The organism is Acidiferrobacterales bacterium, from assembly GCA_028820695.1.
Taxonomy (GTDB): Bacteria; Pseudomonadota; Gammaproteobacteria; order Arenicellales; family JAJDZL01; genus JAJDZL01.
On sequence record JAPPIB010000057.1, the window covers coordinates 1 to 26909 of the forward strand.

Annotated in this window: 20 protein-coding genes; 17 read left to right on the top strand and 3 right to left on the bottom strand. The window is 54.5% G+C overall.

Going from position 1 to position 26909, the window contains the following annotated elements; genetic code table 11:
• Positions 1-191: 191 nt before the first annotated feature.
• The 6 genes from ndk to der all read left to right on the top strand — a co-directional run bounded on the left by ndk (position 192) and on the right by der (position 6446).
• Complete coding sequence (gene ndk / locus OXI60_11900; protein MDE0310514.1) at positions 192-623, top strand: nucleoside-diphosphate kinase; 432 nt, start codon at positions 192-194, stop codon at positions 621-623.
• 36 nt (positions 624-659) lie between these two features.
• Positions 660-1757: a 23S rRNA (adenine(2503)-C(2))-methyltransferase RlmN gene (gene rlmN / locus OXI60_11905; GenBank protein MDE0310515.1), complete on the top strand. Its 1098-nt coding sequence runs from the start codon at positions 660-662 to the stop codon at positions 1755-1757.
• A gap of 23 nt (positions 1758-1780) precedes the next feature.
• On the top strand, positions 1781-3052 hold the full coding sequence (hisS, locus tag OXI60_11910) for a histidine--tRNA ligase (protein MDE0310516.1): 1272 nt from the start codon (positions 1781-1783) through the stop codon (positions 3050-3052).
• Positions 3053-3074: 22 nt separating this feature from the next.
• A complete protein-coding gene (locus OXI60_11915) occupies positions 3075-3698 on the top strand; it encodes a tetratricopeptide repeat protein (protein MDE0310517.1) in 624 nt (207 codons plus the stop codon).
• Positions 3699-3705: 7 nt separating this feature from the next.
• Positions 3706-4854 carry an outer membrane protein assembly factor BamB gene (gene bamB / locus OXI60_11920; protein ID MDE0310518.1) on the top strand — a complete coding sequence of 383 codons (1149 nt, stop codon included), beginning with the start codon at positions 3706-3708 and terminating at the stop codon, positions 4852-4854.
• A 266-nt stretch (positions 4855-5120) separates the two neighbouring features.
• Entirely contained in the window at positions 5121-6446 is a 1326-nt protein-coding gene (gene der / locus OXI60_11925) for a ribosome biogenesis GTPase Der (GenBank protein MDE0310519.1), read from the top strand.
• 6 nt (positions 6447-6452) lie between these two features.
• Here the strand turns inward: der and xseA are convergent, their stop codons facing one another.
• A complete protein-coding gene (gene xseA, locus OXI60_11930) occupies positions 6453-7778 on the bottom strand; it encodes an exodeoxyribonuclease VII large subunit (protein MDE0310520.1) in 1326 nt (441 codons plus the stop codon).
• Positions 7779-8071: 293 nt separating this feature from the next.
• Between xseA and guaB the strand changes: the two genes are divergently transcribed.
• The 3 genes from guaB (at position 8072) to OXI60_11945 (ending at position 14201) form a co-directional block, all read left to right on the top strand.
• Positions 8072-9535, top strand: coding sequence for an IMP dehydrogenase (gene guaB / locus OXI60_11935; GenBank protein ID MDE0310521.1), 1464 nt, complete (start codon positions 8072-8074; stop codon positions 9533-9535).
• Entirely contained in the window at positions 9532-11133 is a 1602-nt protein-coding gene (gene guaA, locus OXI60_11940) for a glutamine-hydrolyzing GMP synthase (protein MDE0310522.1), read from the top strand. Before guaB ends, guaA begins: the two co-directional genes overlap by 4 nt.
• 173 nt (positions 11134-11306) lie before the next feature.
• Entirely contained in the window at positions 11307-14201 is a 2895-nt protein-coding gene (locus OXI60_11945) for an FAD-binding protein (protein MDE0310523.1), read from the top strand.
• A 65-nt stretch (positions 14202-14266) separates the two neighbouring features.
• Here the strand turns inward: OXI60_11945 and OXI60_11950 are convergent, their stop codons facing one another.
• The gene (locus OXI60_11950; protein MDE0310524.1) at positions 14267-15064 is read right to left on the bottom strand and encodes an enoyl-CoA hydratase-related protein; all 798 of its coding nucleotides are present in this window, start codon (positions 15062-15064) and stop codon (positions 14267-14269) included.
• Positions 15065-15310: 246 nt separating this feature from the next.
• Here OXI60_11950 and OXI60_11955 point away from each other — a divergent pair, with 246 nt between their 5' ends.
• Positions 15311-16468: an acyl-CoA/acyl-ACP dehydrogenase gene (locus tag OXI60_11955; protein MDE0310525.1), complete on the top strand. Its 1158-nt coding sequence runs from the start codon at positions 15311-15313 to the stop codon at positions 16466-16468.
• A 69-nt stretch (positions 16469-16537) separates the two neighbouring features.
• On the opposite strand, the gene katG is transcribed toward OXI60_11955, so the two are convergent.
• The gene (katG, locus tag OXI60_11960) at positions 16538-18745 is read right to left on the bottom strand and encodes a catalase/peroxidase HPI (protein ID MDE0310526.1); all 2208 of its coding nucleotides are present in this window, start codon (positions 18743-18745) and stop codon (positions 16538-16540) included.
• Positions 18746-19273: 528 nt separating this feature from the next.
• Between katG and OXI60_11965 the strand changes: the two genes are divergently transcribed.
• From OXI60_11965 to OXI60_11995, 7 genes are all read left to right on the top strand, one after another.
• Positions 19274-20428, top strand: a complete 1155-nt coding sequence (locus tag OXI60_11965) for a carboxylate-amine ligase (protein MDE0310527.1) — start codon at positions 19274-19276, stop codon at positions 20426-20428.
• Between the two features lie 258 nt (positions 20429-20686).
• Positions 20687-20956 (top strand): exodeoxyribonuclease VII small subunit, encoded by a 270-nt coding sequence (locus OXI60_11970; GenBank protein MDE0310528.1) that lies wholly within the window; start codon positions 20687-20689, stop codon positions 20954-20956.
• Positions 20956-21774: a polyprenyl synthetase family protein gene (locus OXI60_11975; protein MDE0310529.1), complete on the top strand. Its 819-nt coding sequence runs from the start codon at positions 20956-20958 to the stop codon at positions 21772-21774. Before OXI60_11970 ends, OXI60_11975 begins: the two co-directional genes overlap by 1 nt.
• A 15-nt stretch (positions 21775-21789) precedes the next feature.
• Positions 21790-23718 carry a 1-deoxy-D-xylulose-5-phosphate synthase gene (gene dxs / locus OXI60_11980; protein ID MDE0310530.1) on the top strand — a complete coding sequence of 643 codons (1929 nt, stop codon included), beginning with the start codon at positions 21790-21792 and terminating at the stop codon, positions 23716-23718.
• Positions 23715-24569, top strand: a complete 855-nt coding sequence (folE2, locus tag OXI60_11985) for a GTP cyclohydrolase FolE2 (GenBank protein ID MDE0310531.1) — start codon at positions 23715-23717, stop codon at positions 24567-24569. The genes dxs and folE2 overlap by 4 nt, the downstream gene beginning before the upstream one ends.
• Positions 24570-24624: 55 nt before the next feature.
• Positions 24625-25116: a DUF6231 family protein gene (locus tag OXI60_11990; GenBank protein ID MDE0310532.1), complete on the top strand. Its 492-nt coding sequence runs from the start codon at positions 24625-24627 to the stop codon at positions 25114-25116.
• Positions 25095-26873, top strand: a complete 1779-nt coding sequence (locus tag OXI60_11995; protein MDE0310533.1) for a proline--tRNA ligase — start codon at positions 25095-25097, stop codon at positions 26871-26873. The genes OXI60_11990 and OXI60_11995 overlap by 22 nt, the downstream gene beginning before the upstream one ends.
• Positions 26874-26909: the final 36 nt, after the last annotated feature.

Sequence of the window (26909 nt, forward strand, 5' to 3'; positions counted from 1 at the left end):
CGCCAGAATCGGGCTGTTGATGCGAAAATAATGCTCTAACGCGATTTCAGGGCACAAGTAGTTCTATCTATCAGCCCGATACAGATTAAAATAGCCGAATCTGTTTCCTGTCCAGACGAACAGACAGCCTGTGAAATCTCTTCACCCGAATTGAATTAATCTCTTACCTTGATTCTGAGGATGCTTATTCCATGAAACTTGAACGAACCTTATCAATTATCAAGCCTGACGCAGTGCGGCGAGACCTGATCGGTGAAATCAATCGTCGGTTTGAAGCCGGTGGCCTATCCATTGTGGCGTGCAGGATGATCCACCTGACACAAGAGCAGGCCCAGGGATTCTATGCGGTACATCGGGAAAGACCCTTCTATGACAGCCTGGTGGAGTACATGCAGTCAGGGCCGATTGTGGTGCAGGTGCTCGAAGGCGACAATGCGATATCGAACAATCGGACGATCATGGGGGCGACCAATCCAGCCGACGCCGCGCCAGGCACCATCCGCGCGGATCTGGCGGAGTCCCTGGAGCGAAATTCGGTCCACGGTTCCGATGCCCAGGAGACCGCCAGGACTGAAATCGCATTCTTCTTTTCGGATGATGATATCCATTCCAGAAACGCCTGATTCCTGCGAATCGATGACGGGGCCTCACCGACTGAAATGAAGGTCAATCTACTCGGATATGAACGCAATGCGCTGACCGACTTTATGGCGGAACTCGGCGAGCCGTCCTATCGTACCGATCAGATCCTGAAGTGGATTCATCAGCGCAATGTGACGGACTTCAGCGAAATGACTGATCTCAGCAAGCAGCTCAGAGGCCGTCTTGGTGAAATCGCATCAGTTGAAGGGTTGCGTGCGGTCGGCGATACCGTGTCCACTGACGGCACTCGCAAGTGGCTTCTTCAGCTGGATGACGGTAACTGCGTTGAGACGGTTTTCATACCCGAGGACTCAAGGGGGACATTGTGCATCTCATCGCAGGTCGGATGCTCGCTCACATGTTCTTTCTGCGCTACTGGCAGACAGGGATTCAACCGGAACCTGACGACGGCTGAGATCATCGCGCAGGTTCGATTCGCGATCAATATGCTATCGACCGATCGGATCAGTCGGCCGATCACCAATATCGTCCTGATGGGCATGGGTGAGCCTTTACTCAACTACGGACAGGTTGTCCCGGCACTCCGACTCATGCTGGACGATTGCAGTTACGGATTTTCGAGAAGAAAAGTCACACTGAGCACCGCCGGTGTCATTCCCGGGATCAAGCGTCTGCTGACAGACTGCCCGGTCAGTCTGGCCGTCTCCCTGCATGCGCCGGACGATGAGTTGCGCAATCAGCTGGTTCCAATCAACCGCAAGTACCCGATCGCCGACCTGATGGCAGCATGCGCTGATTACGCAAGATATGATCGGCGTTGGCGCGTTACATTTGAATACATCATGATCAGGGACGTGAACGATTCGATCCGACATGCCAGAAATCTTGTTCGATTGCTTGCCGACGTTCCGTCGAAGGTCAATCTGATTCCCTACAATTCGGTTACCGGATTGGATTACGAGAGATCCTCGACACAGTCAATCGATCGGTTTCGCGACGTACTTCTTGCCGCAGACGTCATGACCATCACACGCAAGACCAGGGGCGACGAGGTCGCCGCCGCTTGCGGTCAGTTGGTCGGTCGATTCAAGGATCGGACCAAGCGGTCAAGTCGTCTGGGTACCGCATTGGCGGACGTGGCACTGGCCGAGTGACCGCGCAGGCGTCGGGGATGTCGATGAAAGTCCAGTCAGTCCGGGGAATGAAGGATCTTCTTCCCGGCGAAATCGAGCTTTGGCAACAGGTCGAACAGGAGATCCGTGAAGTATCGGCATTGTATGGTTACAGTGAGATCAGGTTGCCCCTGCTGGAACGGACCGAGCTTTTCAAGCGTTCGATCGGGGAAGCGACTGATATTGTTGAAAAGGAAATGTACACCTTCCTTGACAACAGCGACAAGAGCATGACGCTCAGACCGGAAGCGACCGCCAGTTGCGTGCGCGCCGGCATCGAGCACGGACTGTTTCACAATGCCCAGCCAAGATTGTGGTACATGGGATCGATGTTTCGTTATGAAAGGCCCCAGCAAGGACGCTACCGCCAATTCCACCAGTATGGAATTGAAGCGTTTGGCTGGGCCGGACCGGATATCGATGCGGAAATCATCGATATCGGCAATACGCTGTGGAAGCGCCTGAAAATTGCCCGGTTTGCCCGCTTGCAGATCAATTCATTGGGTACGCCTGACTCCAGAGCAACCTATCGTCGGCAACTGGTCGCATATTTCGAGGCCAATCATGGTGAGCTTGATGAGGACAGCGTCAGAAGATTGAAGACTAATCCGTTGCGGATACTTGACAGCAAGAATCCCGATATGCAGCAAGTGATCCAGTCTGCACCGGCCCTGTCGGATTATCTGAGCGACGAGTCCAGGGATCACTTCAACCGCCTGCTGAGGCTTTTGCGCGACCTCGGAATTGAATATGAAATCAACAACCGACTGGTTCGCGGACTTGATTACTACAACGGCACGGTTTTTGAGTGGGTAACCGACCGGCTGGGTGCGCAAAATGCGATATGCGCAGGTGGCCGATACGATGGGCTGGCCGAAATGCTGGGTGGGCGGGAAGTGCCCGGGATCGGATTCGCAATGGGTCTCGAGCGACTCGTTGACATTGTCAGGCTCGGCGACCTTGAGCCCTTGTCGACAGCCGCCGATGTGTATTTGTGTGTGCTGGGTGAAGAGGCACAGGGACAAGGCTATTCGATCGCACAGGCCCTGCGACAGGCGGATGTGTCGACCATCGTGCATTGCGGCGGCGGGAAACTCGCCCGACAGCTTCGGAATGCTGATAGGCTCAGTACTGCGATTGCTATAATTATCGGGCAATCTGAATTGGAAGCAGGCAATGCGATGATCAAGAACCTTAAGGTGGATGAACCGCAAAGAGCAGTTCGAATTTCAGAAGTTGTACAGACCGTAAAGCAGATGCTGAGTACAAACAATTAATCTTGAATCGGAGTCGAATCAGATGACAACCGAAGAAGAACGCCTAGATCAGATAAAGGAGTGGTGGAAGGAATACCGCTGGACGATTGTCGCAGGCACCGTACTCGGAATCGGTGTGATTGGAGGTTGGACGGGTTGGAACGAGTATACCCGAGTCCAGCAGGAATCCGCATCCGTGCTATATCAGGATGTGTCGGTCGCGGTGGTTCAAAACGACTATGAAGCGGCACTGACAGCAGCTGAGCAACTGTTGGATGAACATGGTTCTTCAGGTTATGCGGGCAAGGCCATGTTGCTGATGGCGCGCGCAAGTTATGAAAACGGCGACGCCGCCCAGGCTCGCCGCTATCTGCGCCAGGCATTGGATGAGGCCACTGAAGAGGCCACTGTTCATGTGGCCAGGATCAGATTGGCAAAGCTGATGATTGCCGATCGGGAATATCAGGATGCGCTCGACTTGCTTGACGTTGAAAGACAGCAGGGCTTCGATTCGTACTATCTCGAACTCAGAGGCGACGCCTATCATGCACTGGGAATGGATGAACAGGCGCATCAGGCTTATCTTCAGAGCATGGATGAACTCAGTCCGGGGTCATCATACGAACAGGTACTGGCATTGAAGTTAAACGAGACCGTCAGCGAATGACTCCAGTATGAAACTTCGCCTGATTATCGTAATCACCCTGTGCCTGACGCTTGTCGCCTGTGGCTCAGCCAGAAAGCGAGGCCCGGACCCGACACCTCTTTCCAAGATCACCGCGTCCGCGCAACTGGCATCTTTGTGGCGTAGTAATTTCGCGTCCGGGGGCACAGGTGCGGGCAGCCAGTTTATCAATTTGCTGCCGATTATCGTTGACGACCAGATATTCGGTGCGTCAGCGCAAGGTCGGGTCGCTGCCATCGGCAAGAGTGATGGCAAATTGCGTTGGTCAACTGATCTGGAAAACCAGATCACCGCAGGAGTGGGAGTGGGTGATGGCGTTGTAGCTGTAGTCAGTGCCGCCCGTGAGTTGGTGACGCTGCGATCGGACTCCGGCGAGCTGCGATGGAAAGAGTCGATCGATCAGACCTCGTTCACTCCGCCATTGGTTTATCGTGGGATTGTAGTAATGCAGACCATCGACGGCGACTTGCTGGCAATCGACGCTTCGAGCGGAGAGTTGATGTGGGATGCATTCTATGATCAGCCGGAATTCGTCGTTTTTGGATCTCCGCGGCCACTGGCCATCGGAAATCTGGTTCTTGTCGGCAATGCGACCGGCCGCGTGTTCGCGACTGATCTTGCGACCGGTCTGGAATTCTGGCAGATCTATCTGGGCGGCACAAGTTCCGAAACAGCACTGAACGACGCCGAAACCATACCGGTCATCTTTGGCGACCACCTGTTCGTTTCGGACTATACGAATGCGGTCGTGGCGTATGATCTGACCGACGGAAGTCTTTTCTGGCAGCGTCTCAGAAAATCCCAGCGTCGCTTGGCGGTGGATTCAGACCAAGTCTATGGAACGGATCTGGATGATACGGTTTTTGCGCTCTCGCGCAGTGACGGTTCAGTCAGGTGGGAGCAGAAATCGCTGCTGTACCGAAAACTGAGCAATATTGCACTGGTCGGTGATCATCTGGTGGTGGGAGATAATCAGGGTTATCTCCATATACTGGATACCGACAGCGGAGAAATTATCGGACGGGCAAAGCTGAGAAGTGATGTTCTGTTCGGTGGGTTTCTTACGGATGGCAACAGACTGTTTGTCAGTTATAGACAGGGGTCGATGGAGGCGTTCCGGCTGACTGCGGTCCAGTAATCCCTGAAGGCATGGCCAGGGCGGGACGCCCCCGATCTTTGGACTCCAGTTGCCTGTACGGCCGGCTGGGCAAAATAGCTGTCATGGTCGCTGCAGCGTGGCGTACGACCTGTTCGGTCCGGCAGGGACACCATGGTGAATGCAGTTATGTCGCTTTATACGCTGCAGCTGTTTGTGTCAATCCGGCGACCGCCTGATGTTACGAACAGGGTTACCCGGAACATAGAACACCAAGCACACCGCATTTGATCTTGTCGGAGAGGTTCATGCTGCCCGTAATCAGTATTGTCGGACGCCCGAATGTCGGGAAGTCCACCTTGTTCAATCGCCTCACGCGAACTCGCGATGCGCTGGTCGATGACATTCCCGGTGTGACCCGGGATCGGCTCTACGGTGTCGCCCGATTCGGTGAACGCAACGTTCTCATTGTGGATACAGGTGGAATCGGTGAGGAGGACGACGGACTTTCCAAACTGGTGGTGGAACAGGTCGAGTCGGTATTGGAAGAGTCGGATGCAATCGTGTTTTTGGTTGATGCAACCCAGGGTCTGACGGTTGCTGATGAGCAGATCGCACAGCGCCTCGGCAGGATCAATCTGCCAGTGGCCATCGCAGTCAATAAAAGCGAGGGACTGGCACCGGAACTCGCCTGTCTGGAATTCCAGTCGCTCGGATACAGCGAACCGGTCGCCATCTCAGCGCGTCGCGGCAGCGGCGTGGCACAGATGTTTGAGCCGATTGTGCAGTCACTGCCCCAGCAGGAGGATTCACTGTGGCTTGATCCCGGACCGAAAATTGCTGTGATCGGTCGGCCGAACGTCGGCAAGTCCACATTGATCAATGCCATCTGCGACGACCAGCGTCTGATTGTCAGTGACGTGCCGGGTACTACCCGGGATAGTGTGCTGGTCCCATTTGAGCGAGGTGGAGAACGCTATCGATTCATCGATACCGCGGGTGTGCGCAGAAAGTCCAGGATCGACGAATCACTGGAAAAACTCTCAGTCGTGAAGACCCTGCAGTCGATAGAGGCCGCACATGTCGTGATTCTGATGCTGGATGGGTCGGAGGCTGTAACCGACCAGGATGCCACACTGGCGGGTCTGATCAGGCGTGCCGGACGTCCGGTGATCATTGCTGTGAATAAATCCGACCGAATCACAGCCGCATCCCGTGTCGATATCGAAAAGATGCTCCAGCGAAAGCTCGCATTTGCACCACATCATGAGTCGCTCTATCTGTCGGGACTCAAGCGCCAGGGGTTTTCGAAGCTGCTCAAGGCGATCGATCTGGCTTACCGCTCGGCGATGATCGACATGCCGACTGGGATCCTGAACAGGACGCTGCAGGATGCCGTCAGTCAGATGCCTCCACCTTTATCCCGTCGTCGACCGGTGCGCTTGAAATATGCTCACCAAGGCGGTCGAAACCCGCCGGTAGTCGTGGTCCACGGCAATAATGTAAGTTCAATTCCAGACCACTATCGCCGCTATCTGGAAAAGTATTTTCGCGAACGGTTCGATCTTTTCGGCGCTGATGTCCGGGTGGTCTTTCGTTCGGGCAAGAATCCGTTCGACAAAGACCGCGACTGAGTCGGGTCAGCTGTCGACGGAATCCACTTCAAGATTCAGGGTGCCGTCCGACAGTTGCGCCCGGACCTTGTCTCCGCTCGATACGCAGTCCACATGGGATATCACTGAATCGTCATCGGCGCGACGCATGATCGAGAATCCGCGATTAAGGGCAGTGGTGGGATTTGCGGATTGAAGCCTCGCAAGTAAATTCTCAATCTGATTGGACTTGGCATTGAAATGCTTGGAGAAATGAATATCAAGCAGTCTTTGGGCCTCTGAGAACTTTCGACCGATTAGTTCGATCCTGATTTTCGGTGACGCTGCAGACAGGCGCTGATTCTCGGACATGAGTCTGGTGGAATGCGAGTTCAGCAATTCGCTCGCAAGGTGGTGAAGACGATTTTCGATCAATTGAAAACTTGCCTGTTGATTCTGTATTCGCTGTGCGGGATGCACCAGGCTTTTGTGCATCAGGTCCACGTCCTGTGACAGTCCGTTGATTTTGCCGCTGATCAGGCTGGACAACCGAAATTTGTTATTGGCGAGCTTTTCCAGCAGGTCGTTCCGGGACGGCGTGCTCACGCGCTCCGCCGCTGCGGTCGGTGTTGCCGCACTGACGTCAGCAACGTAGTCCGCGATCGTCTTGTCGGTTTCATGTCCGATGCCGGTGACGATCGGAATATCGCTCTGTTTGATTGCCTCAGCCACTGCCTCTTCATTGAATGCCCACAGATCTTCAATGCTGCCACCGCCCCTGGCAATTATCAGAACATCCTCGCGGTTTCGCCTGTTCGCCAAATTGATTGCGGCGGCGATCTTTTCTTCGGCACCGGTACCTTGAACTGCGACCGGATAGACCAAAAGAGCAATGAATGGACTTCTGCGAGTGAACGCCCGGATCATGTCCTGCACCGCGGCGCCGGTCGGTGATGTGATGATACCCACGCGTTCGGGAATGGCCGGCAGTTGTTTCTTGCGTTCGGCGGCAAAATATCCCTCTTTCTCGAGGCGCGTCTTGCGTTCGATGAATGATCTGTAAAGTTCGCCTTCGTCTTTGAGTTCGACTCCGCTGACGATGAACTGATATCTGCCTCGGTTCGGATACAGTGTGACCTTGCCGATCAGAATGACTTCCTGACCATTTTCCGGTAATTTTCGAAGCTTGTACGCGGTTGATCTGAACAACGCACAATCAATCTCCGCAGATTGATCTTTCAGAGTGAAGTAGGTGTGCCCTGACTGTGCGGTCTGCAGTCCGGAAACCTCCCCTCTGAGCCGAATCTCTCCGAATTCGTCCTCAAGCAGCTTCCTGACCGTCGAGTTCAGTTCAGAAACGGTGAGAATGCGCATGGATTGTTTGCTGGATGCGTCCAAGTGGCACCTGCCGGCGGATCGTGAATGTTGCTGTCTTTGTCAGTTGTTGAGTTGTTGCGACCATTTTATATTGTCCGAATTCCGACAATGATCCGTTGTTCCAGACGCAAGAACCTCACACGCGCCGTCACCTGCCGCGACAGGTCGGTGAGCGCAGGCTTCCGCGACCTGGATATACGGTCGGCGGCGGTCGCGCTCGTGTTGGCTGATCCGGCGATGTTTGTGAACACTGCCCTCAAATCCGAGCGACTTAACACTATAATTGGCGAATGGAAAACATTGAACATGCACTGACCTTCGACGACGTCCTCCTGGTTCCCGCAAGTTCGACTGTACTGCCAAAAGACGTCGACCTCTCAACCCCTCTCACGCAGAAAATCCGTCTGAATCTACCGTTGCTTTCGGCGGCAATGGATACAGTCACCGAATCTGCGATGTCAATCGCCCTGGCGCAACTCGGAGGAATTGGTGTCATCCATCGCAACATGTCAGCGGACCGACAGGCTGCGGAGGTTCGCAGAGTCAAGAAACACGAGAGTGGCGTTGTAACCGACCCCATCACAGCGGATGTCAACATGACCATCTCGCAGGTCGCCGACCTGATGAGGAACAAGCGCATATCGGGGGTTCCGGTACTGGATGGAAAGACTCTGTCGGGCATTGTCACCAACCGTGACCTGCGTTTCCAAAAACTGAGCGATAAGAAAATTACGACCGTGATGACGCCAAAGGAGCGTCTGGTCACGGTGCACAGGCAGGAAAAGAAATCCCGAATCCTCGAATTGCTTCATGCCAATCGGATCGAAAAAATTCTGGTCGTGGATGACTCGTTTCAGCTGGAAGGGTTGATTACTGTCAAGGATATCCTTAAATCCGATGTCTATCCGAATTCCTGCAAGGATGGGGACGGCAGATTGCTCGTAGCGGCGGCAGTCGGAACGTCAGATAGTGACCTTGAGAGAGTTGGCAGATTGGTGGACCAGGGAGTGGACGTGATTATCGTTGATACCGCTCACGGTCACGCCCAGCGCGTGCTCCAGCAAGTGCGGAAGATAAAGGCGCAATTCCCCTCAATTGAACTGATTGCGGGCAACGTCGCAACCGCCACCGCGGCGCAGGATCTGGTGGATCAGGGAGCCGATGCGATCAAGGTCGGAGTCGGGCCCGGGTCCATTTGCACGACCAGGGTGGTTGCCGGCGTTGGCGTCCCCCAGGTCTCTGCAATTTTTGACGTTGTCAGGGCGATCCGCAACCAATCTATTCCTGTCATTGCGGATGGTGGTATCCGCTACTCGGGCGACATTACCAAGGCAATTGCCGCCGGCGCGCATTCGGTCATGGTCGGAAGCCTTCTGGGCGGTACGGATGAGGCACCGGGTGAGATTGAGGTTTATGAAGGCAGAACCTATAAGTCCTACCGCGGAATGGGATCACTCGGCGCACTCGAAGGCGGCAATTCGAAAGACCGCTATTTCCAGGAATCCGAGAACGAGCGGATCAAACTGGTGCCGGAAGGAATCGAGGCTCGTGTTCCATATCGGGGCGCAGTGAAGAATATCGTACACCAGTTGATTGGCGGCCTGCGATCGGGAATGGGTTATACCGGAAGCGGTGATCTGGACACCCTTCGCAACAAGGGACGATTTGTCCGCATTACCAATGCCGGTGTGCGCGAGAGTCATGTCCATGACGTTGAAATTGTCAAGGAATCTCCAAACTACCAGCGATTATGATGTCGTCTCCTGCGGCTGATCATCCTCATGCCTCGCCTGAAAACAAGATACTGGTAATCGACTTCGGATCGCAGTATACGCAGTTGATCGCGCGTAGAGTTCGGGAGTGCAAGGTCTTCAGCGCTATCCTGCCATACGACTCGCCATTTGAGTCGATCGACAGTTTCCAGCCCGCGGGCATCATACTGTCCGGCGGGCCCGCTACTGTCACGGAGGAATTCACCGCCAGGGCAGTGCCGGAAGTGTTTGAGATGGGCGTCCCGGTGTTGGGAATCTGCTATGGAATGCAGACCATGACCGCCCAGCTTGGCGGTAAGGTTGAGAACGCCCTTTTCCACGAATATGGGCGTACCACAATGAAGCTGATCGAGCAGTCAGAGCTGCTCCATGGACTCGGCGATCCATCCGGTAACGGGAGCCTGGGTCAGATGGATGTGTGGATGAGTCATGGTGACCGAGTGATCGAACTGCCACCGGGATTTACCGCGAGCGCATGTTCTGCAAATTCTCCCTATGCTGCGATCAGTGACGCTGACCGGCAGTTGTATGGATTTCAGTTTCACCCGGAGGTGACTCACACACCTCAGGGAAAGGCAATCATCGAGAGATTTGTTCACCGTGTCTGTCGTTGCTCGCCAAGTTGGGAACCGGAGTCAATCATTCAGAATCAGATCGATTCAATTCGTCGGCAAGTTGGATCCGATCGGGTTGTTCTAGCTCTGTCAGGCGGTGTCGATTCTTCTGTCTGTGCGGCTTTGCTGCACCGGGCCATCGGAGATCAGCTCACCTGCATTTTTGTCGACAACGGATTGCTGCGTCTCAATGAGGCGGATACCGTCTGTCAAACCATGACCGAAAAGGTCGCCGTGAATCTCATCAAGGTTGATGCGGCCGACAGATTCTATTGCGAACTCGCGGGCGTGTCCGAACCTGAGGAGAAACGCAGGATCATCGGTCGGGTATTTGTCGAGATTTTCCAGGAGGAGGCGAGCAAACTCAGTCATGTTGAATGGCTGGCCCAAGGTACCATCTATCCGGACGTAATCGAGTCGGCGGGGTTGAAGACAGACAAGGCAAAAGTGATAAAAAGCCACCACAATGTCGGAGGACTGCCGGAGTCACTGCATCTGCGACTGCTTGAACCGTTGCGTGAGCTGTTCAAGGACGAGGTGCGTACAATCGGTACGGAACTTGGCTTGCCGCATGAGGTTGTCTATCGACATCCGTTTCCCGGCCCCGGTCTCGGTGTCCGGATACTCGGTGAGGTGAAAAGAGAGTTTGCCGATATTCTGCGACAGGCGGACGCAATTTACATCGAGGAACTGCACCGACACGACTTGTACTACGAGGCAAGTCAGGCTTTTGTTGTGTTTGTGCCAGTCAAGTCTGTCGGAGTGGTCGGAGACAATCGCGCTTACGATTATGTTGTAAGTCTGCGAGCGGTGCAGACACAGGACTTCATGACCGCGAACTGCATGGAAATACCTCACCCTATTCTTCAGGTCATTGCCAGCCGGATAACCAACGAGGTCGCAGGTGTCAGCAGGGTCACGTACGACATCACCAGCAAGCCACCGGCTACCATTGAGTGGGAGTGATGTCGGGGCAGCGCAAACAATGCAGGTGTCGGACAGTCTGACACTTCAGGTGCCCGACCGACCGTCTGGCCTCGACTCAGGCGGGAGTGGTCACACACCGGCTTGAAGTAACGAGTCGAACAACAGATCATCTGACTGGTCCCGGTCGCTGAAAATTTTCAGGTTCACATTCAATGCAGTCGACCCGCACAATAGGTAAAGACCTTGCCCGCCTGGTCCAGGGGGAGGTCCTGACCGGAATCTTTGATCGGGGACGCTACGCGACCGACGCGTCAATCTATCAGATGATGCCACTTGCGGTCGTTACGGTAAAGAATCAGCCCGATGTGGCGACGACCGTACAGTATGCGCGCAATCACGGAATTCCAATACTGCCAAGAGGTGGCGGGACGTCACAATGCGGACAGACGGTCAACAATGCGATCGTCCTGGACTATAGCAAGTACATGAGTCGACTGATCGATCTGGACATCGAGAATCGCCGCTGTCGGGTCGAGGGCGGAATCGTGCTCGACGAACTGAATCGAATGCTCAAGCCACATGGACTGTGGTTTCCGGTTGATGTGTCTACAGCCAGCCAGGCTACCATTGGTGGTATGGCCGGCAACAATTCCTGCGGCAGCCGATCGATACGCTATGGGCTTATGCGTGACAACGTCATTGCGATCGATGCCTTGCTGCCCGGGGGAGATTCGGTACATTTCGGCGAAGTGGATGTGAATGCACGCGCAATCCACCCGTTGTACGACGAACTGCTGGACATCGGAATTCGCGAGGAACAGGAAATTGCTCACCGGTTTCCCAAAGTGCAACGGCGCGTCGGGGGATACAACATCGACGCACTGGTTGCCGGATCTGACACCGTCAATCTCGCCCATCTGCTCGTTGGTTCGGAAGGCACGCTGGCGTGCTCGGGCACAATCGAACTCAGTCTCTCACCCATCGCACAGAACAAAGTGCTTGGCATCTGTCATTTCCCGAGTTTTCATGCGGCCATGGATTGTGCACAGCATATCGTCACGCTGAATCCGACGGCAGTGGAACTCATTGATCACACCATGATCGGATTATCCCGGGATATTCCGCTGTTTAAGCATACCATCGACGAAATGGTCAATGGAGATCCGCAATCCCTGCTGCTGGTTGAGTTCGCCGAAGATGATCAACAGGAGAATTTCAGGCGACTGAAAGCCCTGGCCGAAATGATGTCCGACCTGGGATACAGTTTCGCCAACCCTGCCAACTCTCGCGGCGGTGTGGTCGAAGCAATCGATCCGACATTTCAGAGTGCGGTGTTTGATGTCCGCAAAGCCGGTTTGAACATCATGATGTCGATGCGTGACGAACGCAAGCCGGTCTCTTTCGTGGAAGATTGCGCAGTAAGACTGGAAGACCTGGCTGAATACACGGCAAGACTCAACGAGATCTTCCGCAAGCATGGGACTCGCGGCACTTGGTACGCACATGCTTCTGTCGGATGTCTGCATGTGCGGCCGATTCTCGACATGCGACACAAACAGGACGTCCGCGCAATGCGGGCGATCGCACAGGAGTGCTTCGACATGGTATTGGAGTACAAGGGCTCTCATTCCGGGGAGCACGGTGACGGACTGTCTCGGTCCGAATTTCACGAAAAGATGTTCGGCAAGAAAATGGTGGATGCATTTCAACAGGTCAAGAAGCTGTTCGACCCGGACGGGATCATGAATCCGGGCAAGATTGTGAATCCACCGAAAATGGACGATACGAGACTGTTTCGCCACCCGCCTGAGTACTCCGTTCCCCAATTCAGCACCGCATTGAACTGGCAGGGCTGGACCGGAGCCGGCGGCGGATTTCAGGGTGCGGTGGAGATGTGCAACAACAATGGTGCGTGTCGCAAGCTCGCAGGTGGTGTGATGTGTCCATCCTACCGCGTAACCAGGGATGAAAGACACGTCACTCGCGGTCGGGCGAATGTGTTGCGATTGGCCATTTCCGGTCAGCTTGGCCAAGATGCCCTGACCAGTGAATCCATGCACGACGCGATGCAGTTGTGTGTGAGTTGCAAAGCGTGTCGCCGGGAATGTCCGACGGGTGTTGACATGGCGAGAATGAAACTGGAAGTTGCCGCGGCGCGATTCGAAAAGCACGGCGCGTCCTTTCATCACAAGCTCATCGCTCATCTTCCGCGGTATGCGCCCTATGCCAGTCGATTTTCCAGTTTGACTGATCTCGCGCTCAGATCCGGGTTGATTCGTTCAATCAGCGAGCCCATTACCGGCCTGAGTCGATTTCGTCCTCTGCCCGGTTGGAGTCGCAAGCCATATCTGAAGCGCGAATCGCTCGGACCGCCCGACAACCCGCCAGTCGTACTGTTCGCGGATACATTCAATACATGGTTTGAACCTGAGAACCTGATTGCGGCTGAGGAAGTGCTGATTGCTGCCGGATACCGGGTTGAGGTCGCGGCGCCTGCACTCGGCGAGCGTCCGCTTTGCTGCGGTCGTACCTACCTGACCAATGGCATGGTGAATCAGGCCAGGCACGAAGTCGGGCGGTTGCTGCGGGCACTGAATCCGTACCTGGAAAATCGGCTACCGATTGTCGGTCTGGAGCCGAGCTGCATGCTGGGTATGAGAGACGAGATTCCCGTGCTCGTCGACAGCCAATCGGCTGAATTGCTTGCGCAAAATTCCTTTCTGCTCGAAGAGTTCCTGGACCGGGAAGAGCCTGAAATCGACCTCAAGACAGTCCACGGTACGGCACTCGTCCACGGTCACTGTCACCAGAAATCATTCGATCAGATGGTTCACGTTGAACGTTCGCTGGGACGTATTCCCGGTCTGACTTTCAACTGTGTCAGTTCAGGGTGCTGTGGAATGGCAGGCGCATTCGGATACGATCGCAAGACCTACCGGCAATCGGAACAGATGGGCGAGCTCGATTTATTCCCCGCAGTTCGGGACTCGGCAGATGACACGATCATTATCGCGGATGGAACCTCTTGCCGGCACCAGATCGAGCTGGGCACGGGCAGAAAGGCCATGCACTTTGCGAGAGTGATGCAGGCCGCCCTGCAGCCATGAACTGAGACAAAGTGTCAGGCCGGCGCCAGCAGACTTGATCCGACAGGTCTCAGATCCATTCCGGCTCATCGACCTTTGAATCTTGGTTCCCTTTTCTCGTTGAAGGCCAGCATCCCTTCCCTTCGATCGCGGGTCGGTACAGTCTGATAGTAAGATTCAAGCTCGAATTCAAGCCCATCGGACAAGGTCATGTGAAGTCCGCCGCGGATGGCCTTTTTGGCCTGCCGGACAGCAATCGGCGCGTTTTCGGCTATTTTTTGAGCGACTTGCATTGCGGCGGGCATCAGCTGATCTTGAGGGAGTACCTTATTGACCAGTCCCCAGGCCAGCGCTTCAGTGGCTGTAAAGGCACGTCCACTCAATATGATCTCCTTGGCTCGCTTTTCCCCTATGGTACGGGGCAAGGTCTGGGTGCCGCCCGCGCCCGGAATGATACCAAGGCTGGTTTCCGGCAGGGCGAATCGTGCGGTTTCAGCAGCATACAGAAAGTCGGCCAGACAGGCGATTTCGCATCCTCCGCCAAACGCGGCGCCATTGACCGCCCCGACTATAGGGATGGGACAATCATGGATTGCCCGAACCATCCGCTCTATTTCCAGGTGCTGCCGCGTCCACTGCTCGTCCCTCATCTCCCTGCGTTCCTTGAGGTCCGCACCCGCGCAAAAGGCACGCTCGCCAGCTCCTGTGAGAATGATGCAACGCGACTTGGAATCATCCGCGTTCAAGTCTTCGAAAAATCCATAAAGCTCACACGCCATCCGGGTATTGAATGCGTTCGAGATTTCGGGACGATTCAGCGTCACAACAGCAATATGCGCGTCGACTGACTCAACGAGTAGCGTATCGTATTGATTCGGTTTCATATCTGAAAGCAATATCTGGCTGTTTCAGCGTTCGCGGTGGCAAATTCGAAAACGCAACCGATTATAGACTCTGCCGACGATCTGGACACCTTATGCGACCGCCACGCATCGTGGACAATGTCGTTTCAAGTCTATAATCGCGAGTCCGATTTCAGACCAGGTGCGTGCGGCGCCCCTTCGCATGGTATGCGACATGCCTGCACAATGTCGACTTTGCACTCGGAGAGTCTCGCCGGACAACGTTTCATGAACTACGAGAATGATCACCAGGATATTCGGGACGGTATCAGAAAACTCTGTCTTGAATTCGATTCAGAATATTGGCGAAATTGTGATCGGGATCGCGCATACCCGACAGATTTTGTCAGGGCGCTCACGCGATCAGGCTATCTGGGAGCGTTGATACCTCAGCAGTACGGCGGGATCGGGCTGCCGATCAGTGCAGCGGCAGCCATACTGGAGGAAATCCACCTAAGTGGCGGCAATGCCGCAGCCTGTCACGCCCAGATGTACACCATGGGAACGATATTGCGCCATGGCAGTGACCGACAGAAGTCTCGATACCTGCCTCATATTGCGGACGGCTCACTTCGACTGCAGGCATTCGGTGTGACGGAGCCCGTCAGCGGAACGGATACGACATCAATCCGGACGACGGCGGTTCGCACCGGTGACAGATATATTGTCAATGGCCAGAAAATCTGGACCTCGCGGTCGGAGCACTCTGACCTGATGCTGTTGCTGTGCCGCACCACCCCGCTCGATCGGGTGAGCAAACGGTCGCAGGGACTGTCGGTTCTGCTGATTGACATGCGCGAGATCCCCCGATCGCAACTGACCATCCGTCCGCTCCGCACCATGATGAACCATTCGACAACCGAAGTATTTTTCGAGGATATGGCGGTACCTGCGGACGCACTGATTGGCGAGCAGGACAATGGTTTCAGTTACATTCTGTCAGGGATGAATGCAGAACGCATCCTGATTGCTGCCGAGTGCATAGGAGATGCGAAGTGGTTTATTGACAAAGCGGTGAAATATGCGAATGAGCGGGTGGTTTTCGGCCGGCCGATAGGAAAGAACCAAGGCATACAGTTTCCGATTGCGCAAGCCTATTCGAGGATGCGGGCGGCTGAACTGATGCTCAAGGAAGCGGCAAGACGATACGATGCCGGCGAAAATCCCGGAGAAGAGGCGAACCTGGCAAAGATGCTGGCAGCCGACGCATCTTGCGCGGCAGCGGATGTTTGCCTTCAGACTCACGGAGGTTTCGGTTTTGCCGAAGAATTCGACGTGGAACGAAAATTCCGCGAGACCAAGCTCTATCAGGTGGCTCCGATTTCTACCAACCTGATTCTCAGTTATCTTGCGGAGCACGTTCTGGGCTTGCCAAGATCGTACTGAAATGTGCCGATGGGTACAAAAAAGAGGCATTCCTTCCCAACAAGGAATGCCTCTTCGGTGTCAATTGGATCAAACGATATCGAATCGGTCGAGATTCATCACCTTGTTCCATGCGTCTACGAAGTCCTCCACAAACTGAGGTTCCGAGTCGGAACAACCATAGTGTTCCGCAATCGCTCGCAGTTGTGAGTTTGATCCGAAGATAAGATCGACTCTTGTCGCGGTCCACTTCACGTCACCGGTCGTGCGATCGCGTCCTTCGAAAAGATCATTGTCTTCAGATGTCGGCACCCACTTTGTACTCATATCCAGCAGGTTCACAAAAAAGTCATTGCTCAGCGCACCCGGCCGGTCGGTGAAGACACCGTGCTGGGACTGTCCGGCGTTGGCGTCCAGGACTCGCAGTCCACCGACAAGCGCCGTCATTTCAGGCGCAGTCAGGGTGAGCAGCTGTGCACGATCAATCAACAACTCTTCCGCCGAAACGGTGTGCTTTGCCTTCATATAGTTGCGGAATCCGTCCGCAGTCGGCTCAAGCACGGCAAAGGAATCAACATCGGTTTGCTGTTGTCCCGCGTCCGCACGACCCGGAGAAAATGGAACTGTTACATTGTGACCTGCATTGGCTGCGGCTTGCTCCACGCCAGCGCAACCGCCAAGTACGATCATGTCAGCGAGAGATACTTCCTTTCCGTTCTGTGCAGACTCGTTGAAATCCTGCTGGATACCTTGCAGAATGTCCAGTACTTCAGCAAGCTGGTCCGGCTGGTTGACCTCCCAGTCCTTTTGCGGCGCAAGTCGAATCCGAGCGCCGTTCGCTCCACCGCGCATGTCCGAGTTGCGGTAGGTCGAGGCGGATGCCCAAGCGGCAGCTACCAGCGCTGATACTGACAGCCCGCTGGAGAGGATCTTCTGCTTGAGTTCGGTGACATCCCGACCGTTGATCGGATTGTGGGTGACAGCAGGTACAGGGTCTTGCCAGATCAGTTCCTCGTCCGGAACTTCCGGTCCGAGATAACGCACACGAGGCCCCATGTCGCGGTGTGTCAATTTGAACCACGCACGCGCGAATGCATCTGCAAATTCCTCGGGATTTTCGTGAAAACGTCGTGAAATCGGCTCATAGGCAGGATCCATCCTCATGGCCATATCCGCTGTTGTCATGATCGGAGCATGCCGTCTCGAAGCATCGTGCGCATCCGGAACGGTATCCGAACCGACTCCATTTTTAGGCACCCACTGATTGGCGCCGGCAGGACTTTTGGTCACTTCCCATTCGTAACCGAACAGATTATCAAAATAACCCATGTCCCATGTGGTCGGGTTGTTGGTCCATGCCCCTTCCAGTCCACTGGTGATGGCATCTGCAGCCACACCGGACCCATGGGCGTTGGTCCAGCCAAGTCCTTGCTCCTCAATCGCAGCGCCTTCCGGATCCGGGCCCACAAGATCCGCATCTCCGGCACCATGACATTTACCGAAAGTGTGTCCGCCTGCGGTCAGTGCGACGGTTTCCTCGTCGTTCATTGCCATACGGGCGAAAGTCTCTCGAACATCGACTCCGGAAGCGACGGGATCGGGATTTCCGTTGGGTCCTTCAGGATTGACATAGATCAGACCCATCTGGACCGCACCGAGCGGATTTTCCAGATCGCGTTCACCGCTGTAGCGATTGTCTCCGAGCCACTCTTCTTCGGTGCCCCAGTAGATGTCGTCTTCGGGCTTCCATATGTCTTCACGACCGCCGCCAAAACCAAATGTCTTGAATCCCATTGATTCCAAGGCACAATTTCCTGCCAGGATCAGAAGATCGGCCCACGATATCTTACTGCCGTACTTCTGTTTGATCGGCCACAGCAATCGACGTGCCTTGTCCAGATTGCCGTTATCAGGCCAACTGTTGAGCGGTGCAAATCTCTGATTGCCGGTTCCGGCACCGCCGCGACCATCACCGATTCGGTAGGTGCCGGCAGCGTGCCAAGCCATTCGAATGAACAATGGTCCGTAATGACCATAGTCGGCAGGCCACCAATCCTGTGAGTCGGTCATCAATGCATAAAGGTCATTCTTAAGCGCGTCATAGTCCAGACTCTTGAATTCCTCAGCATAGCTGTATCCATTGTTGATCGGGCTTGCTTCGGCCGATTGCTGGTGCAAAACATCAATGTTGAGCCGGTTCGGCCACCAGTCATCGTTTGTGGTACCGCTGCTGGCATTGCTTGCCATACTTCTTTCCAGCATGCCGTTCCTCACCGGGCATGCATTTGTTCCAGTCATAAAGTATTTACCTCTTTATTTGATATGATGTTATCCGAATACTGCAATATACGAATTCTCATTATAGAGAATTCCCAAGGTGATTGAATCCACCCTGACCTGATCACAGGAACGTCTATTTTACATCTATCCACCACCAACACCTGACAAAGTGTCGGGGTTGAGATGTCAGCCGTCGACCAAACGGTTTTGCGTCGGTTCGAAGGGCCTGTGACTGTTGCCGCGTGCCGCAGCGTCGGGCCTGCTTCACAAAGTCATTGCCGATGGGCAAAAACCCGGCTCATGCGCAACCTTTCGAAATGAGAATCGCGGTGTCCTGTCAAGCCTGTCCAAGTGATAGAATAACGACTTTGATATTGGCTTGTACAAGTCTGGTAATCTTGATAATTGCTGTCCATGAGGGAGTTTGCCGGCATCGAACGATGTTGGGCACAGTCGGGTGGCCGCTGGGGGATACGCCCTTCGCACCGTGTGCTGGTTTCGCCGGGTTGACATGTCGGATTGGACTGTAAACGGATAATTGTTGATATGAGTGAAGATACGACAATCACCCTGGGTGTCGAGGAGGAGATGTTTCTGGTCGAGCCGGAATCCGGAAACCTGATCGACAATCCGGACCAGAGGATATTTGATGTCTGCGAGGACAACAGCGGTCCGCATAAGGTGGTTCGCGAGTTTCTACGCGCGCAGATAGAGACCAACACAGAGGTTTGCAGTTCTATCGCGCATGTTCGCAAAGCGATGCATGAAACCCGCAGGATCGTGATCGAAGCGGCAGAGCAGTACGGATTGAGGGCTTTGGCGGCCTCGACCCATCCTTTTGCGAAACTGGCGGAACGGGCTGTGACCAAAGGGGATCGCTACCAGCGTTACGCCATGATCTTTCAGGAAGGGTTGCGAAGATTTGTCATCGGGGGAATGCATATTCATGCGGGTTTTGGCGATGAGGAATCAAGAATTCAGGTGATGACCGCTTTGCGGCGCTATCTGCCGTTGCTGCATGCGCTGTCAACATCTTCACCGTTCATCGAGGGACGCGATACGGGCTTTAAGTCCTACCGACTGACATTGGTCGGCGGCCTGCCGCGCACCGGGTTGCCGAGTGCGATGAAATCTCGCAGTGACTATGACCGTCTTCTGAGCGAGTACCAGAAAATGGGGTTTGCCGAAACCGGTGGCGATCTTTGGTGGGACATCCGCCCGTCCCATGCCTATCCAACCGTTGAATTGCGCATCTGCGATGTGTGTCCGCGCATTGAGGACACCGTAACCATCGCTGCACTGTATGCCTGCCTGATCCGACGACTCTCACGACTTCAGCGCGAGGGCGAGCTTCCGGAAGAACCACTCACAGAACTGATCGCCGAAAATCGCTGGGTTGCACAGCGCTACGGCGTGTTCGCTTTCTTTGGCGCCCAATCGGTTGAAGGCGGTCGGATTGACATCGAGGACCTGGTCGCTGAGTTGATTGAGGAGCTTGCAGACGATGCCCGTGCATTGGATTGCGAGGCCGAGATACGTCGCGCGCAGAAGATCGTGCGCGAAGGTACCAGCGCAGACCGCCAGATTGATCTATACAGGTTGCGGCTGCTTGAGGGCGATACCCCTGAAGAGGCGCTTCAGCACGTTGTCGAATTGATACTTGCCGAAACGCGAGAGGGAATGGGCCAACTGTCTGACTGACGGCAGTCGGGATCAACCTCAGCACGCACTGCCGCAGACAGGTTCAGCGCACGCGTGCAAACCAAGGTGGCCGAACCGGCATCTACCCCCGGAAGAACTGACGACTGCCCGCTACAATCCGGGACGATTCATCATTTATAATGGGAAAATCGGATTCACCGCATCGGATTCACGCAGGATACCGGACTGGATCCATCACTCAATGCAGGATTTCCAGTTTTGAAGTCATTTTCGAACCGATATTGAGAGGAATGATCGATGGAAGGCAAGGATATCGAACGCTCAGCAGAGTCGGACGCCGATACGCGGTCATTTGAAGAGTCGCTGGCGGAACTGCAGACGATCGTCGCCGCAATGGAGAGCGGTGACCAGTCGTTGGAGAAGTCGCTCGACGAGTTCGAGCGCGGAATCAGCCTGATTCGCCAGTGCCAGCGCAAATTGGAACAAGCGCAGCAACGTGTGGAAGTCCTGACTGCAAAGAACGGCGAGGACGACGTCGCACCATTTTCACCCCAAAAATCGGACTGATGCCATTCAAGCAGGACTGGACTCGCTGCCGGAAGCTCACCGAGCAGGCACTTGACGCGCGTCTGCCGCCGGTTGATCTGCCGCCTCAGTCTTTGCATGAGGCGATGCGCTATGCCACATTGAACGGAGGGAAAAGGTTCCGTGCAACTTTGGCGATCATGACCGGAGAGATGCTCGGCGTCGAAACTGAACTCCTGCTTCCCTCAGCAGTTGCTGTGGAATGCGTGCATGCGTTTTCGCTGGTGCACGATGATCTCCCATGCATGGACGACGATGACTTCCGACGGGGGAAACTCTCGTGTCACGCAGTATACGGTGAGGCAATGGGCGTTCTGGTCGGCGATGCGCTGCACAGTCTGGCTATGGAGATACTCGCGAAGGATGAAAGTTTGGTACACTTTCAGCATAAGACCGGACAGTTGGTTGCGGCTTTAGCGGAAGCTGCCGGCTCGACTGGAATGATTGGAGGTCAGGTGTTGGACATAGAGTTGACGGATTCGGACGGCAGTATTGATCTGCATACGGTCTTTCAGCTGAAGACCGCGAAACTGATACAGGGCGCCGTCAAGTTGGGCGCTCTGATGTGCGATGATCTTGATGCGCGCGACTACGAGGCGTTGTGCGAATACGGAGAAGCTGTCGGCCTGGCATTCCAGTACGTGGATGACCACCTTGACGGGGAACACTTGGGGGAGAATCTCCTTGACAAGGCCGTCGGCTTCCGGGACCAGGCCATTTCCGCGCTGCAGCGATTGAATGGCACCGACTCGAGCAATCTGGTTCAGGCTGCGAACTTTGTGGTCGAGCGCAAATATTGATCAGGGAGGCAAGTGATGGATACGACACAGAAAGAAGATTCTGGTCCAGACAGCCAGATCAACATGAGCCGGTATGATCTGCTCAGGAGCATCGAATCACCGGCGGACCTCAGAAAGTTACCATCGGACAGGCTGGTCGATGTAGCGGACCAATTGCGGGAGTATCTGATTGAGGTGACATCCAAGACCGGGGGGCATCTCGCACCGGGTCTGGGCGCTGTCGAGCTGACTGTCGTTCTGCATTACCTGTATGACACACCCCATGACAGGTTGGTCTGGGATATCGGACACCAGGCCTATCCACACAAGATTCTGACAGGACGTCGCGAGCAGATGCATACGATTCGACAACACGACGGAATCAGCGGATTTCTCAAACGTGACGAAAGCGAATATGACTGTTTTGGCGCAGGCCACTCAAGCACGTCCATATCAGCAGCATTCGGGATGGCGAAAGCGGCTCAGGCCAAGGGAGAGGACCGCAATGTCGTAGCCGTTATCGGTGATGGCGCCATGACCGCAGGACTCGCCTACGAGGCCTTGAACAACGCGGGCACGTCGGACACCAATCTGCTTGTGATTCTCAATGACAATGAGATGTCCATCTCACCGAACGTCGGTGCGGTTTCCAACTACCTCGCGCGCGTGCTGTCCGGCAAGACATTCATGACCGTCCGCGAGGGCAGTATGGCCGTATTGAGTACGGTGCCACCGGTCAAGGAGCTGTCCAGTCGGGTCGAGACGCATACCAAGGGCATGTTTCTCCCCAGCTCACTGTTTGAGGAACTCGGGTTTTACTACGTCGGACCGATTGACGGGCACGACATCAGGATACTCCAGCGAACGATCAGGAATATGCAACGCATCAAGGGACCGAGGTTTTTGCATATCGTTACGCAAAAAGGCAAGGGATTTGATCCCGCGGAGGCAGACCCCCTGGTCTATCACGGTGTGGTACCTTTTAATCTGGCAACTGGAAAGATTGAAAAGAAATCCAGTGGCGGAGCGGTTTCCTATACCCAGGTGTTCAGCAAGTGGCTGTGCGACATGGCGGAGAAGGACGAAAGGCTGGTGGGTATAACACCTGCCATGCGGGAAGGTTCGGGTCTGGTGGAATTTGAGAAACGATTCCCGGACCGCTATTTCGATGTGGGCATAGCGGAACAGCATTCGGTGACCTTCGCGGCGGGACTGTCCTGTGAAGGCATGAAGCCGGTGGTGGCAATCTATTCGACATTTCTCCAACGTGCCTACGATCAGCTGATCCATGATGTCTGCGTGCAGAATTTGGACGTTACATTCGCACTCGATCGGGCGGGTTATGTCGGCGGCGACGGTGCCACCCATGCCGGTGCATACGATTTCGCGTATATGCGATGCATTCCAAACATGGTCGTCATGGCGCCATGTGATGAGCGCGAATGCCGCAATATGCTGTACACGGCATACCTGCATGAAGGACCCAGTTCCGTACGCTATCCCAGAGGTGCCGGCGTCGGCGTTGAGCAGGAAGAGGAAATGACGCAACTCGAGATCGGCAAGGCGGTGGTGGTGCGTGAAGGCCATGGTACGGCAATCCTGTCATTCGGCAGCATGCTGATTCATGCCATGCAGGCTGCTGAGGAACTGGATGCGACGGTGGTCAACATGAGATTTGTGAAACCGATCGACGAAGAAATTGTGTTGCGTATGTCAGAGTCTCATGATTTAATCGTAACTACTGAGGAGCACGTTGTTCTGGGTGGAGCAGGCTCCGCGGTGAATGAGGTGCTGGCCAAGTATGGCATTCTCACAAGAACAGTCAATTTAGGAATGCCTGACGAGCATGTCGATCACGGTGTGCCCAAGTTGGTTTTTGCTGAGCACGGAATGGACGCCGATGCAATCATTCGACAGGTTGAGGCGATCAGGGGTCAGGATATCAAGGAGTATGCCAGAAAATGAATTTACCCGAAATTATTCCAGTTCCGACAGAACTTGAGGGGAAGCCAATCCCCGATATTCAGTCGAAGGCAGATACGCGGCAACTGGCAATCGATCAGGTCGGAATCAGGGCGATTCGCCATCCGGTCAAGGTGCGCGATCGCAGTCACGGAGAGCAATACACCATTGCGACATTCAACATGTACGTCGGTCTCCCGCACAATTTCAAGGGGACTCACATGTCGCGATTTATCGAAGTGCTCAATGATCACGACAACGTAATCTCGATCCAGTCATTTCGGGACATCGTAAAGCAGGTGGCCGACAAGCTGGATTCGGAAACCAGCCGGATTGAAATGACATTTCCGTATTTCCTGGAAAAGGCGGCACCGGTGACGGCTGTGAAGAGTCTTGTTGACTATGAGGCCACGCTATACGGCGATCTCAACAAGGATGAGGTGAACATCACGACAAGCGTTGTGGTGCCTGTTACCAGCCTGTGCCCGTGTTCGAAGGAGATTTCCGACTACGGAGCGCACAACCAACGCTCACATGTCACAATCACAGTTCGTACCGATGGCTTTGTCTGGCTTGAGGAATTGATTGAATTGGCGGAAGACAACGCAAGTTCCCAGCTATACGGCTTGCTGAAACGTCCGGATGAGAAATTTGTTACAGAACAGGCATATGACAATCCCAAGTTTGTCGAGGACATGGTACGTGACATCGCCGGTAAGCTGATCGAGGATGACAGGGTCGTTGCCTATACCGTTGAGTCAGAGAATTTTGAATCCATTCACAATCACTCAGCCTATGCGAGAATCTCCGGAGTAAAACAATCTCAAAACGGCAAACTCAGCATCGTTGAGTGACAATATCCGGAACCACGGCTCGAATATTTGAAATCCAGACGGCGGCTGGTCGGGAGTGAGTTCGCAGGTTGAACAGATTCTATTGCAGCGGCTCAAGTCGGATCCACCGGAATCGGTTCTGATCGTTGCCCCGAAGTTATCCCGGGTTCTGGCGGAATTTGCAAGTCAATCTGAAAATTTGCAAGTGACCCATGTCGCGTTCGAGAGTCTCGAAAAATCAACTCGCGAGCTTGAACGATACGACTTTGCGGCAGTAGTGGAATCAACATTTTTGCAACTTGACGGTCATGCCGCGCAACAACTGGTGGCCAGGTTGCGCGATCTGCACGCAAAGTTGCTGTGGGTGGCTGTTTCTGATGGTCCGGACACTGCATTCTCTTCTAAAGACGCGATGGCACAAGGCATGCGGATGGTTGACCCGACTCAATTCGGAAACAAGGACACCAAGTGGTTCGAGTTCAGTCTCAAATTCTATAAGCCGGTACCCAAGTGGTTGAACGCAAGGGACTGGGCGAATCCCGACCGATGGGACAAGGATCGCTGGTAGACGACAATGCACAGGACCACACCATGAAAACATCAAATTATCTGTTAGCGACTGTTCGACAGGTCCCCGCCGATGTTGAGATTGTCAGCCATCGGCTCATGCTGAGAGCCGGGATGATCCGCCAGCTGGCCGCCGGGATTTACAACTGGCTGCCCACCGGACTGCGGGTGTTGAAGAAAGTGGAGAACATTGTCCGCGAAGAAATGAACCGGGCCGGTGCGCAGGAAGTATTGATGCCTTCCGTACAACCGGCAGAAATCTGGCGCGAATCCGAACGCTGGGACTTCTTCGGACCCGAGTTGCTGCGCTTCACGGACAGACATGATCGAGATTTCTGTCTAGGCCCCACACACGAGGAAGTGATCACAACGCTGATCAACAATGAGGTTCGCAGTTATCGTCAGCTTCCAGCAAACTTCTACCAGATGCAATGGAAATTCCGAGACGAGATCCGTCCGCGATTCGGAGTGATGCGTTGCAGGGAATTCCTGATGAAAGATGCCTATTCGTTCGATGTGGACAAAAAAGGCATGGAACAGTCGTATCGTGTGATGTACGACGCGTACCGCCGGGTTTTTGACCGTCTCGGACTGGACTATGTCGCGGTTGAGGCTGACTCCGGTGCCATTGGCGGAAGTGTGTCTCATGAGTTTCATGTCCTGGCCGATTCAGGTGAGGACGGAATCGGTGTCAACACCGAAGCCGGGTTTGCATCGAATATCGAATTGATTCCCCTGCCTCCTTCAGACGCAGCGAGAAATCCACCGACCCGGCCAATTCAGTCCATTGAGACTCCTGGTGTGAGCACAATTGAGCAATTGTGCGACAGTCTGGACATAACCGCTGATTCAACGCTCAAGACTCTACTTGTGCAAGGTGAGAAACAACCCGTTGCACTGGTTGTCAGAGGCGATCATGAACTGAACATGCTCAAAGCTGAGAACATAGCGGGTGTGACAGTCCCGGTTCAATTCCTGACACCGCAGCAGGTCGGCGAAGCGGTCAACGCGGAAGTCGGCTCGATCGGTCCGGTCAATCTCACTTCGAAGTCCGATGGTTCGGACATTCGGGTTGTTGCCGACTATTCGGTCCAGCCGATGTCCGATTTTGTCTGTGGCGCGAACTTAAGCGGACAGCATCATGTCGGCGTCAACTGGGAACGGGATGTGTCCGATGTGGAATTCGCTGACTTGAGAAAGGCAGTGGAGGGTGACCCATGCCCGGGAACATCTGCGCAGACTCTCACCGTCAAGCGCGGGATAGAAGTCGGTCATGTCTTCCAGCTGGGTACGAAGTACAGCGAGGCCTTTGATGCCACCTGCCTGGATGCTGATGGCCGCAATTCGATCATGTGGATGGGGTGCTACGGAATCGGTGTATCGCGTATCGTAGCTGCGGCAATCGAGCAGAATCACGATGAGGCCGGCATCATCTGGCCTGAACCGATTGCTCCGTTTGCAGTCTGTATCGTCCCGATCAATTATCACCAGTCCGACAGTGTCGCGAGGTTGTCGGACCAGATTCAGGATCAGCTGACTGGTGCGGGTGTGGAAGTGTTGCTTGACGACCGTGATGACCGCGCAGGTGTGAAGTTCAATGATATGGATCTGCTCGGCATTCCGCATCGACTGGTCGTTTCAGACCGCAATGCCGCAAATGGTGAAATCGAGTACAAGCACCGTACCGACGAACAGGCAACCAATCTCCCCATCGACGGTCTGACGACCGACATTCTCAACCGGATAAAATCGGGCTGACAATCATGTTCTCACGGCGTCATCGCACCCCGCTCG

What these genes read in the sequence shown, in the direction of transcription:
- ndk (MDE0310514.1), top strand. Translation starts at nt 192, where the DNA reads ATGAAACTTGAACGAACCTTATCAATTATCAAGCCTGACGCAGTGCGG.
- rlmN (MDE0310515.1), top strand. Translation starts at nt 660, where the DNA reads ATGAAGGTCAATCTACTCGGATATGAACGCAATGCGCTGACCGACTTT.
- hisS (MDE0310516.1), top strand. Translation starts at nt 1,781, where the DNA reads ATGAAAGTCCAGTCAGTCCGGGGAATGAAGGATCTTCTTCCCGGCGAA.
- OXI60_11915 (MDE0310517.1), top strand. Translation starts at nt 3,075, where the DNA reads ATGACAACCGAAGAAGAACGCCTAGATCAGATAAAGGAGTGGTGGAAG.
- bamB (MDE0310518.1), top strand. Translation starts at nt 3,706, where the DNA reads ATGAAACTTCGCCTGATTATCGTAATCACCCTGTGCCTGACGCTTGTC.
- der (MDE0310519.1), top strand. Translation starts at nt 5,121, where the DNA reads ATGCTGCCCGTAATCAGTATTGTCGGACGCCCGAATGTCGGGAAGTCC.
- xseA (MDE0310520.1), bottom strand. Translation starts at nt 7,778, where the DNA reads ATGCGCATTCTCACCGTTTCTGAACTGAACTCGACGGTCAGGAAGCTG.
- guaB (MDE0310521.1), top strand. Translation starts at nt 8,072, where the DNA reads ATGGAAAACATTGAACATGCACTGACCTTCGACGACGTCCTCCTGGTT.
- guaA (MDE0310522.1), top strand. Translation starts at nt 9,532, where the DNA reads ATGATGTCGTCTCCTGCGGCTGATCATCCTCATGCCTCGCCTGAAAAC.
- OXI60_11945 (MDE0310523.1), top strand. Translation starts at nt 11,307, where the DNA reads ATGCAGTCGACCCGCACAATAGGTAAAGACCTTGCCCGCCTGGTCCAG.
- OXI60_11950 (MDE0310524.1), bottom strand. Translation starts at nt 15,064, where the DNA reads ATGAAACCGAATCAATACGATACGCTACTCGTTGAGTCAGTCGACGCG.
- OXI60_11955 (MDE0310525.1), top strand. Translation starts at nt 15,311, where the DNA reads ATGAACTACGAGAATGATCACCAGGATATTCGGGACGGTATCAGAAAA.
- katG (MDE0310526.1), bottom strand. Translation starts at nt 18,745, where the DNA reads ATGACTGGAACAAATGCATGCCCGGTGAGGAACGGCATGCTGGAAAGA.
- OXI60_11965 (MDE0310527.1), top strand. Translation starts at nt 19,274, where the DNA reads ATGAGTGAAGATACGACAATCACCCTGGGTGTCGAGGAGGAGATGTTT.
- OXI60_11970 (MDE0310528.1), top strand. Translation starts at nt 20,687, where the DNA reads ATGGAAGGCAAGGATATCGAACGCTCAGCAGAGTCGGACGCCGATACG.
- OXI60_11975 (MDE0310529.1), top strand. Translation starts at nt 20,956, where the DNA reads ATGCCATTCAAGCAGGACTGGACTCGCTGCCGGAAGCTCACCGAGCAG.
- dxs (MDE0310530.1), top strand. Translation starts at nt 21,790, where the DNA reads ATGGATACGACACAGAAAGAAGATTCTGGTCCAGACAGCCAGATCAAC.
- folE2 (MDE0310531.1), top strand. Translation starts at nt 23,715, where the DNA reads ATGAATTTACCCGAAATTATTCCAGTTCCGACAGAACTTGAGGGGAAG.
- OXI60_11995 (MDE0310533.1), top strand. Translation starts at nt 25,095, where the DNA reads ATGGGACAAGGATCGCTGGTAGACGACAATGCACAGGACCACACCATG.